The sequence below is a fragment of the Caldibacillus thermoamylovorans genome (genome assembly GCF_000751775.1).
GTDB lineage: Bacteria > Bacillota > Bacilli > Bacillales > Caldibacillaceae > Caldifermentibacillus > Caldifermentibacillus hisashii.
Map to the genome: position 1 here is coordinate 54,071 of NZ_CCRF01000038.1, position 13,266 is coordinate 67,336.

Genomic DNA, 13,266 nt, shown 5'->3' on the forward strand with positions numbered 1-13,266 from the left:
TATTAATAAAATTTACAAAACCTTTACATTCACTTAATAGCTCATTTACAAAACATAATTATTCTCTAAATTAGAGAGAATATAAATGAGCATTGTGCAATTTGTGCATCTTGGGGGTTTTCAAATGATAGATAAAAGAAAAGGAATGGTTCTTATTACCCTAGTTTTAACAATTATATTATTCGCTTGTGGAAAAAATGAAGAAAAATCAGGAACAACAAATGGAAATGCTGCTACAATTTCCATTTCCGGTTCTACTTCAGTCGGACCACTAGCAGAGAAATTAGCTGAAAAATATAAAGAGAAGAACAATGTAAATATAGAAATTAACCAGATTGGCTCATCTGCAGGAATTACCAATGCCGTAAATGGTGTTTCGGAAATCGGTATGTCTTCCCGCGATTTAAAGGAGGAAGAGAAGGCGAGTTTACAGGAAACGGTGATTGCTTATGACGGAATTGTTGTTGTCACCCATCCAAGTAATCATGTTAAAAATTTAACAATAACACAAGTAAAGGATATTTTTACAGGAAAAATTACCAACTGGAAAGAGGTTGGAGGAGATGATCTGGAAATTGTTGTTGTTTCCCGTGAAGATGGCTCAGGCTCCCGTGACGCTTTCCAAGAAATTGTCGGTTATTCATCCGGAGAATTGGTCAGAAATTCCATTATTGCCAGCGGAAACGGAAATATTAAAACAACCGTTGCAACAAACAAACATGCAGTTGGATTTATTTCGTTTGAATATATTGATGAATCGATAAACACAGTAAGTATTAATGGTGTCGAGGCAACAGCAGAAAATGTTCTCCGGCAAAAATACAGTCTGTCCCGTCCATTTTTATTTGTTCATAAAGAGGAAAATCTTTCCGATGAAGGGAAAAAATTTATCGATTTTATATTAAGCTCGGAAGGTCAAAAAATTGTTAGGGAAACAGGAGCGATCCCTGTAAAAATGTAACCAAAAGATAAAGCAACATTCGTACTAGCAACCACGGAGGAGTAAACAATGTCAACCTTACCTGTAAAAAGAGAAAAATCAAATAAAAGAAAGTATTTTATGGAGAAACTATCAGGGAAAGTTTTCCTGTTTTGTGCACTTCTTTCTGTTATTAGCCTTTTACTTATTATTGGATTTGTGTTTTTTAAAGGGTCCAAGCCGTTTATTGGGGAAGGATATAGTATCGTTGATTTTTTGTTCGGCAACGATTGGGTTCCAAGTGAAAATCAATTTGGCATTTTTCCTATGATCGTTGCTTCCATTTACGCTACAATTGGTGCCCTTATCATTGGGGTTCCGGTCGGTTTATTTACCGCGATTTTTTTGGCAGAGATTGCTCCGAAAAGTATCGCAAAAATAATTTCGCCGGCAGTACAACTGTTGGCGGGTATTCCATCTGTTTTATACGGCGTTTTTGGGCTGGCCGTTATCGTTCCTTTTTTGCAAAATCAGCTCGGTTTAATAAAAGGACAGAGTTTAATCGCCGTTATTCTCGTTTTAGCCATCATGATGTTGCCGACCGTTGTTACTGTTGCGGAAACAGCTATCCGGGCTGTTCCAAAATCATACCGGGAAGGTTCATTGGCTTTAGGTGCTTCCCAGATTGGGACAATTTTTAAAGTTGTTGTACCATCAGCAAAATCAGGTATTATGACGGCCGTTGTTTTAGGAATGGGAAGAGCAATTGGTGAGACAATGGCAGTAATTTTAGTGGCTGGAAACAGTTTGATTATCCCAACCAGCTTGACTGACAGTATCCGGCCTTTAACAACGAATATCGCATTAGAAATGGGTTATGCCTTTGGGACCCATCAAGAAATGTTGTTTGCCACCGGGATCGTCTTATTCTCCTTTATTTTATTATTAAATTTTGTGCTGGCAAGAATCAGTTCGAAAGGTGGTAATTAAGTTTGAGAAAGCTTAAGGATCTTATTTTACTGGGGCTATTATGGTTTGCCGCTTTCCTTACAGTTGCAGTACTCGTAACCATTGTTGGCTTTATTTTTTACAAAGGAATTGGACTTATCAGCTTTGATTTTATTTTTGGTGATTATTCCCCATCAGGCGGGGGTGGAATTTGGCCAATGGTGGTGACAACGATATACACAATTGTCATTTCCTTACTTATCGCGACCCCGATTGGCATACTCGCAGCTGTTTATTTGCAAGAATATGCCAAACAAGGAAGAATGGTCAGAATCATTCGTTTTGCGACCGAGAGCTTAACTGGAATTCCATCAATTATATATGGTTTGTTTGGGGCGGTGTTTTTTGTAACGACTTTAAAATTAGGAATGTCCATTATTGCAGCGTCCCTGACATTAACCATAATTATTTTACCGGTCATTATCCGAACGACAGAAGAATCGTTAAAGACGGTGCCGCAAAGCTATCGGGAAGGTTCGTTGGCTTTAGGAACAACAAAACTGCAAACTTTATATAAAGTAATTTTGCCGAGTGCCATGCCGGGAATTTTATCTGGAATTATTCTTTCCATGGGACGGATAATCGGTGAATCTGCCGCCATCTTTTTAACAGCTGGAACGGTAGCTGCCATGCCGGAAAGTATTTTTTCATCAGCACGGACGCTTACTGTCCATTCATATTTAGTCACACAAGAAGCCGGAGATATTGAGCTCGCAGCAGCAATTGGCATTATTCTTATTGCGATTATTTTAATACTTAATTTTTCCGCCACATGGATCTCAAAAAAATTGAATAAAGCCGATTATTAAAAAAGGAGACTGGGGTATGTATACAACAATACTGGAACCAAAAATGGTAAAAGATGAAAAGTCAACCGTAACAGAAACACCTGAAACGAAAACAAAAATTCATGTAGAGAATTTGAATTTATTTTATGGTGAAAAACAGGCTCTTTTTGATGTATCAATTGATATTAAAGAAAAAGAAGTAACGGCATTAATCGGTCCATCCGGATGCGGGAAGTCAACGTTTTTGCGAACGTTAAACCGGATGAATGACTTGATTGAAGGAGTAAAAATTAGCGGCAAAATTATTATTGATGATGAAAACATATATGAATCCAATGATGTTATTAAATTGCGCACGAAGGTTGGTATGGTCTTTCAAAAGCCGAATCTGTTTCCAATGAGTATTTATGATAATGTCGCGTATGGTCCACGAATGCAAGGGATTAAAAATAAGGCTATTTTAAATGAAATAGTTGAAAACAGTCTTCGTGGTGCAGCGATTTGGGATGAGGTACAGGATCGGTTAAAATCTTCCGCTCTTGGACTTTCGGGTGGTCAGCAACAAAGAGTTTGTATTGCCCGGGCAATCGCGATGAAGCCGGATGTGATTTTAATGGATGAACCAACCTCCGCGTTAGATCCGATTTCAACTTTGAAGATTGAAGAATTGATCGCGGCAATGAAAAAGGACTATACGATTGTCATTGTAACGCACAACATGCAACAGGCGGCACGGGTATCGGATAAAACAGCCTTCTTCTTAAACGGTGAGATTATCGAATTTGATGAAACAAGCAAAATCTTTTCCATGCCAAGTGACCAAAGAACAGAAGATTATGTAACTGGTCGTTTTGGATGATCCTGTCTTACAGCGTGAGAACGTGTCTCGTGAGCAAAACAGCCGCAAAATTAGAGGGCATTGAAAAAGGGCAAAAAAGAATCGAGGAGGTTTCAAATGGTTGTTCGGGAAAGTTTTGATAGTAGTTTACAGGAACTGCAAGAAAAAATGATGGAGATGGGGGAACTGACAGGCACGTTAATAGAAAAGTCATTTATTGCGCTTCAAAATCAAGATATTGAGCTGGCTTTAAGGGTGATTGAAGATGATGATGAGATTGATGATATGCAAAATGAAATTGACCAATTGGCGATATGGTTAATTGTTAAAGAGCAACCGGTGGCCAGAGATATACGAAAGATTATCGGCGCGATAAAAATTCTTACAGATGTAGAACGTGTTGCTGACTTTGGGGTGAATATTGCAAAGTCAACCATCCAGATCGGAAATGTTCATTCGCTCATTCATTTAACAGATCTTGAATCTATGAAGAATAGATGTATCAGCATGTTGGAGAAATCGTTACAAGCGTTTTTTGAGGAAAATATCAGCCTTGCCAAAGAAGTAGGGGATATGGATGATCAAATTGACGACCTTAGTGATGCCAATTATAAAAAACTTAGCGCTTATTTAAGTGAACATCCTGAAGAAACAAACCAGCTTGTGCAATTAATCCTGGTTAACCGCCACCTTGAGAGAACGGCTGATCATATTACGAACATTGCTGAAAGTGCTGCTTATTTAATAAAAGGGAAGAAGTATGATTTAAATCCATAACTTGAATTGAGGACGGTTACAGCGGTATCTATAGTATCTCAAGAATTGGTCCCTTATTGTTTTTAATGAAAACAATAAGGGACATTAACTTTTATATACTATGTTTCTCTTTTTTCGTTATATTGGCAGTTGTTTCATTATGGAATGGAGTTTCTTTTTGTTTTGATCCCGAATAAAACCAACCGCCGACAGCAAGCGAAATCATGACAACCCAGAAAATCGAGTTCCAAATTGGTCCTTCAACAAATGAATGAGGAATGAGATGAACCGCATCATGGGCTAATGTATGAACCGCCAATTTGACACCGACCCATCCGACAATTAACATCGCTGCTGATTCCAGACTGGGACGATCGGTCAGTAATCTGATAAATAAAGCTGATGCAAACCGAATAATGATTAGACCGGCAAGTGCACCCAATACGATGACAATAAATTGCGCTGTATCTATTCCACCAATATGACCGAAACTTGTCGCTGGAAGGGCAATTACTAATGCAACGGCCGCCAAAATAGAGTCAATGGCAAATGCGATATCAGCAAAAGCGATTTGAGTGACAACACCTTTGAAGCTCTTTTCTTTTACCTTTTTCTCCTTATGGTCATTTTTGATAAAATGTTTAATTGCTAAAAAAATCAAGTAGGCTGCACCAGCTGCTTGGACTTGCCATACATTAAATAAAAATGAAATGATAAAAATTGCACCAATCCGGAAAGCAAATGCGAATGCTAAACCGATATTTAGAGCTTTTTTCTGTTGCTCTTTAGGTAGACTTTTTGCCATTACTGCTAATACTAGAGCATTATCAGCTGATAACAAGCCTTCCAATACTACTAATATTAATACAACTGAGCCATACTGTAAAAACAGTGATAAATCCATTTTCTACCTCCAAGTGATTTAATTATGATAAACGAACAAGACCTTTGAATTATGAGTAAATTTCATAATTCAAAGGTCTTGTTAACAACGCAAGGTTGCCAATAAAACCGATGGGGTCCACCCATGTAATGACGGCTTTATTGTAAAAACTACTCCCCTTTGATTTTAGGTAAAAGACTATATCAAAAACTATAACAAATTTACCGGATGAAATTCAATACTTTTTTATAATTTTTTATGAGTTAACACGATTTATATAGTGTAAAAGACTTGTTGAATTATAGAAAAAACTGTTGAACTTCAGAACTTTCAAGTTAAAAATTCTCCAATCACTTTTGCTTATAAATAATTAGGGTTGATTTTTCCCTCCTGTTGAAGGCCCCTTATTTTACTGCCGAATTTTTTCGCCTGATTACTAAACTTAAGAAAGCCGAATTCCTGTCGGCTCTTTGTATAATTTTTATATCTCATGGTAAATATGGTAAAAGTAAATCTTGCGTTAATTTTCCCATAACTTTTTTCGGTGCTAATCATTCCCCTATTTTTATGCGGTCATTTTTCCTATCCCTTTTTAACTACCAAAAACAAATCAAAACAAGAATATTTATATATTTCCAAAATATTATATTGCAAAATAATAATTTTTCCATATAATTAGAATTAAGATATATAAAACTATTATTCATAAAAATGCTAATTACATATTAAATTAGTAATAATACCTGTAATATAATCAGTCAATTTTTTGAACTAGAGGTGATGTCAATGGGTGAATCGTATCTTTTCTAAAGAAGGCGCCCGGAACCGGACAATAAGGCTAATCCAAGTTTTCCACCTTATTTTTAAACTTTTTTATTCTATAAGAAAATCACCCGGATCATGCAATAAGACTTGTCAAAGTATGGATGTTATTTTTTCACTCTTCAGATAGTAAATACAACCGAACGTTTACTTTCTTAAACGACCATTGATGCATAGTTCACCGAAAAACTTTATCGGCTGTAACAAAAACTTTCCTTGTGCACTTACTTAAATCTTAAATTTCCAACTAATTGGCATCCTTGCCAGAAATTTATACTTTAAAAAAAATAACTGAATCATCATTCAAAAAGATAGAGGTGTATTATGAGCAAATTAACCCATGCATCTAAAAAAGCACCATTATTAGAGGTTAATCATTTAGAAACAGCCTTCAAAATTGATCGTGAATATTATAATGCCGTAGATAACGTATCATTTACCGTCAAGCCTCGCCAAGTAGTCGGAATTGTTGGTGAATCCGGATGTGGAAAAAGTGTGTTGTCACTATCGGTAATGAGGCTTCTTCCAAAAGGAATTAGTGAAATTCGCAGCGGCGAAATATTATTTGACGGTAAAGATCTGGTGAAAATGTCAGAGAATGAGATTAATAATATTCGCGGAAAAGACATTGCAATGATTTTCCAAGAACCGATGACCTCATTAAATCCCGTATTTACCATTGGTTATCAATTACAAGAAGTATTGTTAAATCATATGGAAATTTCCAAAAAGGAAGCAAGACAGAAATCAATTGAATTGTTGAAAGGTGTAGGAATCTCCCGCCCGGATAAAATTGTTGACGAATATCCGCATCAATTATCAGGGGGCATGAGGCAACGAGTCATGATCGCGATGGCGATTGCATGTCAACCTAAGCTCCTCATTGCAGATGAACCTACGACTGCACTTGATGTAACCGTACAAGCCCAAATTCTCGAATTACTGAAAGAAATTCAAAGTGCAAATGACATGGCGATTATTCTAATTACCCATGATTTAGGCGTTGTTGCAGAAATGTGTGATGATGTTATCGTCATGTACGCCGGTAAGATTGTTGAGAGAACCGATGTGGATACTTTATTCTACAATCCGAAACACCCATATACGAAGCTATTAATGGGCGCAATTCCAAAAATGGATGAAGATAGAGAAGTACTTGAGTCTATTAAAGGAATCGTACCTTCGTTGAAAAATATGCCAAAGGTTGGTTGTAAATTTGCTGCGCGCTGTCCACATGCGATGCCGGAGTGCTCATTTGTCACTCCACAATTGGCTGAAACTGAACAAGGACATGAGGTAGCTTGTTTACTATATGAAACGAGCAGGCCTAAGGAGGGGATGAACGTACAATGAATAACGCACAACCAAAACTTACGACCATAAACAGTAATAAAAATCGTTTTAAAACTCTCTTAGAAGTTAAAAATTTAAAAACTTATTACCCTGTAAAAGGCGGATTTTTCAGAAGGACGGTTGCCAATGTCAAAGCGGTGGATGATGTTTCTTTTGAAATAAAAAAAGGGGAGACTTTAGGATTAGTAGGTGAGTCAGGCTGTGGTAAATCTACAACGGGCAGAACGATCCTGCGCCTCATCAATCCGACAGACGGGCAAATTATATTTGACGGTAAAGATATAACAAATATACAAGGCAGGGCATTGCGTGAAGCAAGAAAAGATTTCCAAATGGTATTCCAAGATCCTTACGCTTCCCTCAATCCAATGCAAATGATTGGTGACATTGTTTCTGAACCCTTAAAAAACTTTGGTAAGTCAAACAAAAAAGCATTAAAAGAAGAAGTTATGGACCTGTTAAATCGGGTCGGACTTCCGGAAGATGCCTATGAAAAATATGCGCATGAGTTTTCCGGGGGTCAGCGTCAACGGATCGGAATTGCCCGGGCATTAGCGCTGAAACCTAAATTAATTGTCGCCGATGAGCCGGTTTCTGCGCTGGACGTTTCTGTACAATCCCAAGTATTAAACTTATTAAAAGAATTACAGAAAGATTTTGGCTTAACATATTTGTTTATCGCTCACGACTTAAGTGTCGTCAAACATATGAGTGATCGGATTGGCGTTATGTATCTTGGAAACATCGTGGAGATTGCTGACCGTAATTCGATTTACAATGAACCGCTGCATCCGTACACACAAGCCTTAATATCGGCCATTCCTGAACCTGACCCAAGAAAAAGCAAAGAACGCATCGTTTTAAAAGGTGACGTTCCAAGTCCGGTTAACCCGCCATCCGGTTGTCCATTCCATACGAGATGTCCGATGGCAAAAGAAGAGTGTTCAATAGCTAAACCGACTTTAAAGGAGGTGAGGCCGGGGCATCAAGTAGCATGTATTCTTTACAATTAGCAAAAGCAAAAATTATTAAGGGGGAGAAAAATGAAAAAATCATTTCTAAAGCTAACAGCGCTAATGCTTGTTCTTTCGCTTGCATTAGCTGCGTGTGGCGGCGGGGACAAAAAGACAAGTAAATCTAGTGACGGAGGCAACAAATCAGGATCGCAAGACGGAGGCACTTTAACGTATGCGATGGAAGCTGAATTTAAAGGTATATTAGATGTCAACTTCTATGATAGTCAATCTGACAGTGAAATTTTAACTTTCAATACAGATCCATTGATTACATTTGATGAAAATATTAAAGCACAACCGAATATTGCTAAATGGGAAACGAAAGATAACAAAGTATTTAAGTTTACTTTCGAAAAAGGTGTTAAATGGCACAATGGTGATGAGTTAGTTGTCGACGACTGGATTTTTGCACTTGAAACAATTGCTTCGATTGGCCCGGATCATCAACGTTGGTCCAATGTTAACACGATTGAAGGTGCAAAAGAATTTAACGAAGGAAAAGCAGATTCCATTTCCGGTTTGAAAAAAATTAATGACTATGAAATTGAAATTACTTTCGACAAAGCTCGAGCAAATAACTTAGAAAATATTTGGCAATATCCATTGAATAGAAAACATTTTGCTGACCTAAAAGGCAATAAAAATATTGATGATTGGTTGGCGTCTGACCAAGTACGCGTTAACCCGATTGGAACCGGTCCGTTCAAAATCCAAAAAGTCATTCCGGGTGAGTCTGTAGAGTTAGTTCGTTTCAACGACTATTGGAAAGGAAAACCGAAACTTGATAAAGTTGTGGTAAAAGTGATCGACGGTTCATTAATCGTTGGTGAGCTTGAAAACGGCGGCGTGGATATGAGTGCCTTCCACCCATCATTACTCCCGGAAATTCAAAAATTAAAAAACGTGAAAATAGAAGAAGTTCCGGGTCTTTCTTACTACTATATCGGATTCAAATTGGGCACATTTAAAGACGGTAAAGTTGTAATGGATAAAGACAAATATGCAAACAAACAATTACGTCAAGCATTATTATATGCAATCGACCGTGAAGAGTGGGTAAAAGAATTCTTTAGCGGATTAGGTAATCCGGTCAATCGTCCAATGCCGTCAGCACATTGGATTGCTGCAGATAACAGTGAATTACCGGTCAACTACACTTATGATCCGGAAAAAGCAAAACAATTGCTGGATGAAGCCGGGTATAAAGATGTGGATGGAGACGGCTTCCGTGAAGATCCAAACGGGAAAAAGTTTGAAATCAATTTTGCTCATTATGATACCGGCAACCCGACATATGAGGCCCGTGCCAAAGCCATTACGCAATATTGGGAAGAAGTTGGAATTAAATCGAAGTTAACAATGACAGAAGTAAACCTCTACTACGATCAAATTGAAAAAGACCATGAAACAATGGAAGCATTCTATGGCGGATGGGGTACAGGTGCTGACCCGGATCCGTGGGCACTATGGGGTGACGATACAGTTTGGAACTATCCTCGTTGGGTCAATGAAGAAGCAAACGAGTTGTTGAAACAAGCTGTGGATGTTGAAGTCGTTGGTACTGATCAAGAAAAACGCAAAAATCTTTATGTAGAATGGCAAAAAATCTTTAACGAAGAAGTACCTGCACTGCCAATTATGGAGCTAAATGACGTTTATGCAATTTCTAACAAAGTTCAAGGTGTGAAAATTACTCCTGTAGGAACGGAAGATATGCATAAATGGTCGATTAAACAATAATGATGAAATGGTTCCTTTGATTGAAAGATAAGGAGAATGCATATGCTGAAATATACGCTTCGAAGAGTATTAGCTATGATTCCAATGCTTTTCCTTATCTCCATTATTGTGTTCTCCCTGGCAAAATTAATGCCGGGGGACTCACTTGGTGGAGAGATTGATCCGGCAAATACGGATCCGGAATATATTGAGCAGATGCGGGAAAAGCTTGGATACAATGATCCCATTTATGAACAATACTTTCGTTGGATTACCAATTTTGTTCAAGGTGATTTCGGTAAATCCACCCGTTACAAAATTCCTGCAAATGAAATAATTATGGAACGTTTACCGAATACAATCTTTTTAAGTTTGACCTCATTAATTATTACTTATGTTTTAGCGTTAGCGATGGGTATCTATTCCGGTCGGAAACCATATACACTTGGAGACAATACAATTGCAGCAGCCAACTATATCGGACTGGCCTTACCATCCTTTGTTGCAGGTGTGTTTGCCATTTATATTTTCTCTTTTCACCTTGGATGGTTCCCTTCTAATGGATCTGTGGATATATCAGTCACTGAGGGAACATTTGAATACTGGCTGAGCAGATTCCATCATGTGTTATTGCCGGCATTCGTTTTAGGACTATTAAATACGGCATCCTATACACAATTTTTACGTAATGATATTATCGAGAACAGTAGGAAAGATTATGTCCGGACAGCCCGTGCAAAAGGTACTTCAGAAAGCAAAATATATAATGTTCATATTTTTAGAAACTCAGTGATTCCATTAGTGACATTTTTAGGATTTGATATCGTAAACTTAGTCGGCGGAGCAATTATTACGGAAACGATATTCACCTATCCCGGAATTGGACAACTTTTCTTAACTTCAGTAACGAACCGCGACTATTCTGTTTTAATGACATTAACGATGATGTTTTCTGTATTAACATTATTCGGAAACTTAGTTGCTGATATCCTTTACGGTATTGTTGATCCGCGAATTAGGCTTGATTAGGAGGAATGGCAATGGAAATAATGACAGATAAAAATAGTGCCGTGAACATTAAGCCGCCGAAAAGTATGTCTCCATGGGCCATTGCTCGAAGAAAGTTTATTAGAAATAAACTGGCGATGATTAGTTTATGTTTCTTGGTTTTTGTTTGTTTTGTTTCTTTTTTAGCACCATACATTACCACGCATGATATTACAAGAATAAATATGGGTTCATTTTCACTGGAACCTTCATCGGAGCATTGGCTTGGTACAGATAAGAACGGCCGGGATGTTTTTACAAGATTGTTATATGGTGGAAGAATATCTTTGTTTATCGGGCTTGCCTGTACGGCATTTGTTATTGTTACTGGGACGATTATTGGTTCCATAGCCGGTTATTTTGGAGGAACCATTGATAATCTGTTAATGCGGTTTACCGATTTTGTTCTAACATTTCCTTTCTTAGTTTTCGTTATCGTACTAAACGCGATCCTTCAAAATAAGGTTAGCGGCGTATGGGTATTGATCATGGTTATTAGTGGATTAAGTTGGGGCGGTGTAGCCCGGATTGTTCGGAGCAAAATTTTGGCAGAGAAAGAAAATGAATATGTCCTTGCAGCGATATCGATTGGATGTTCACCTTTTAAAGTGATTATAAAACATTTACTGCCAAATGTTTTATCGACAATCATTGTTCAGGCTACAATTTTATTTGCCAGTATGATAGTTGCAGAAACCGGGTTAAGTTTCTTAGGGTTTGGCGTTCCATCTGAAACTCCAAGCTGGGGGAATATGTTATCTTTTGCAAATGAACCTGACGTACTACAGGATAAACCGTGGATTTGGATTCCTCCTGCATTAGCTGTTACCTTGACAATACTGTCCATTAACTTTATTGGGGAAGGATTAAAAGACGCGTTAAATCCAAAATCATATAGATAAAGTGAAACTTCCATCAGTGGGGATTCTTCATCCCACTGATGGTTAGTAGAACCAATCGGGCAGTTATAAACACTGATGAAATTTTACTTTATTTTTCCAAAATGGTATTTAAAAAGAAATCAATATGCTGTTCCAGTTTTTTCTCAACTTCAGCGGTGCCTTTTCCGTCAAATTTTAAAATATTGTATTCCGTAAGTAAAGAAAAAACCGGGTATTGATATTCGATGGCAAGTACTTTCGGATTATACGGCCGGATTTTTTTAAACTCGATGAATTTTGTAAACACAATCTCGAGGAATTCAATTGTCTTTCCATATAAATCATGTAAAATAATTTCTCTTGCCAATGGTGAACGAAATTGTTCCACTTGGAGAAGCCGCCACATTTTTTGCCCGGTTTCGTCTTCCATATATTTTTTGAAATTATGGAGACCGGCTCTTAAAAAAGATTTGACCGAATGTTTTTGCAAGATTTCATTCAGCGTTTCAAGAGGCGGTAATGTTTTAGAAAAATCTTCTCTAAAAAAGTTAAAAATAGATTCTAAAATTTCATCTTTACTGCTAAAGTGGTTATATAAAGAGCTTTCTTTAATCCCTACTTCTCTCGTAATTTCACGAATGGAAACCCCGCTGAAACCTTTTTGAGAAAATAAGTCCAAGGATATGTAAAATATTTTTTCCTTTGTACTTATTGTCATAATTTCACCTCCATTTCATATAGAAGTAATGTTTATTCAGATGTATTTTAATGAGCGTAATGCACTAATTCCATTATAAGCTAACGATCGTTAGTTATAAAGTGTTTTGCCAATTAACTTAAATTTGCTTTTGTACTGAAGGAGAGGCAGGATTTATATGAATGAGGGAAAGCCAAAAATCCGTCGTAAAAAAAGCCCGGAACGAGGAGAAAACTAAAAAACGGTCATACTATTGGCCCAAAAAAGCAGCCTCAAAAAGATGAAGCTGCTTTTTTGCTTTGGTATGGGGTACTATTTTATATACCTTTTTTTTCACAATATGTTTCAACTAGCTCCTCTATCTTTCCAAGATCAGGAGAATCTCCTGAAAAGGCAAATTTTAATTCTTCAACAAATTTTCCTTCATGGTAAACATGTATTGCTCCGTTTTGTTCAATCACGCTATATTCCGGTTCAAAACGATATCCGCCTCTTTCAATTGCACCCATTAATATACCAGCTCCTAGCAAGAACATTTA

The 13,266-nt window shown here is 37.3% G+C and carries 13 protein-coding genes; 10 read left to right on the forward strand and 3 right to left on the reverse strand.

The features are described 5' to 3' along the window. Nucleotides 1–124: 124 nt before the first annotated feature. The 5 genes from BT1A1_RS05440 (at nt 125) to phoU (ending at nt 4,330) form a co-directional block, all read left to right on the forward strand. Complete coding sequence (locus tag BT1A1_RS05440) at nt 125–961, forward strand: phosphate ABC transporter substrate-binding protein (RefSeq protein ID WP_034768897.1); 837 nt, start codon at nt 125–127, stop codon at nt 959–961. A gap of 48 nt (nt 962–1,009) precedes the next feature. After that, the gene (gene pstC, locus BT1A1_RS05445; protein WP_034768899.1) at nt 1,010–1,909 is read left to right on the forward strand and encodes a phosphate ABC transporter permease subunit PstC; all 900 of its coding nucleotides are present in this window, start codon (nt 1,010–1,012) and stop codon (nt 1,907–1,909) included. A 2-nt stretch (nt 1,910–1,911) separates the two neighbouring features. Beyond that, nucleotides 1,912–2,736 (forward strand): phosphate ABC transporter permease PstA, encoded by an 825-nt coding sequence (gene pstA, locus BT1A1_RS05450; protein WP_034768900.1) that lies wholly within the window; start codon nt 1,912–1,914, stop codon nt 2,734–2,736. Between the two features lie 43 nt (nt 2,737–2,779). After that, complete coding sequence (pstB, locus tag BT1A1_RS05455) at nt 2,780–3,574, forward strand: phosphate ABC transporter ATP-binding protein PstB (protein ID WP_051989026.1); 795 nt, start codon at nt 2,780–2,782, stop codon at nt 3,572–3,574. Nucleotides 3,575–3,670: 96 nt separating this feature from the next. Then, entirely contained in the window at nt 3,671–4,330 is a 660-nt protein-coding gene (gene phoU / locus BT1A1_RS05460) for a phosphate signaling complex protein PhoU (protein WP_034768902.1), read from the forward strand. A 91-nt stretch (nt 4,331–4,421) separates the two neighbouring features. Here phoU and BT1A1_RS05465 read toward each other — a convergent pair whose 3' ends face one another. Beyond that, nucleotides 4,422–5,213, reverse strand: a complete 792-nt coding sequence (locus BT1A1_RS05465; RefSeq protein ID WP_051989021.1) for a TerC family protein — start codon at nt 5,211–5,213, stop codon at nt 4,422–4,424. A gap of 1,125 nt (nt 5,214–6,338) precedes the next feature. On the opposite strand from BT1A1_RS05465, the gene BT1A1_RS05475 reads away from it, so the two are divergent. Genes BT1A1_RS05475 through opp4C form a run of 5 tightly spaced genes read left to right on the forward strand, consistent with a single transcriptional unit; the run spans nt 6,339 to nt 12,051 of the window. Beyond that, nucleotides 6,339–7,367 (forward strand): ABC transporter ATP-binding protein, encoded by a 1,029-nt coding sequence (locus BT1A1_RS05475; protein WP_034768904.1) that lies wholly within the window; start codon nt 6,339–6,341, stop codon nt 7,365–7,367. After that, complete coding sequence (locus BT1A1_RS05480; protein WP_051989022.1) at nt 7,364–8,380, forward strand: ABC transporter ATP-binding protein; 1,017 nt, start codon at nt 7,364–7,366, stop codon at nt 8,378–8,380. The genes BT1A1_RS05475 and BT1A1_RS05480 overlap by 4 nt, the downstream gene beginning before the upstream one ends. Before the next feature lie 30 nt (nt 8,381–8,410). Beyond that, a complete protein-coding gene (gene opp4A / locus BT1A1_RS05485) occupies nt 8,411–10,123 on the forward strand; it encodes an oligopeptide ABC transporter substrate-binding protein (protein ID WP_034768905.1) in 1,713 nt (570 codons plus the stop codon). Nucleotides 10,124–10,165: 42 nt separating this feature from the next. Continuing rightward, complete coding sequence (opp4B, locus tag BT1A1_RS05490; protein ID WP_034768909.1) at nt 10,166–11,131, forward strand: oligopeptide ABC transporter permease; 966 nt, start codon at nt 10,166–10,168, stop codon at nt 11,129–11,131. A gap of 11 nt (nt 11,132–11,142) precedes the next feature. Beyond that, nucleotides 11,143–12,051, forward strand: a complete 909-nt coding sequence (gene opp4C / locus BT1A1_RS05495) for an oligopeptide ABC transporter permease (protein ID WP_034768911.1) — start codon at nt 11,143–11,145, stop codon at nt 12,049–12,051. Between the two features lie 88 nt (nt 12,052–12,139). On the opposite strand, the gene BT1A1_RS05500 is transcribed toward opp4C, so the two are convergent. Both BT1A1_RS05500 and BT1A1_RS05505 read right to left on the reverse strand, forming a co-directional pair. Then, nucleotides 12,140–12,748, reverse strand: coding sequence for a TetR/AcrR family transcriptional regulator (locus BT1A1_RS05500; RefSeq protein WP_051989023.1), 609 nt, complete (start codon nt 12,746–12,748; stop codon nt 12,140–12,142). Between the two features lie 296 nt (nt 12,749–13,044). Then, on the reverse strand, nt 13,045–13,236 hold the full coding sequence (locus tag BT1A1_RS05505) for a YbxH family protein (RefSeq protein WP_034768921.1): 192 nt from the start codon (nt 13,234–13,236) through the stop codon (nt 13,045–13,047). Nucleotides 13,237–13,266: the final 30 nt, after the last annotated feature.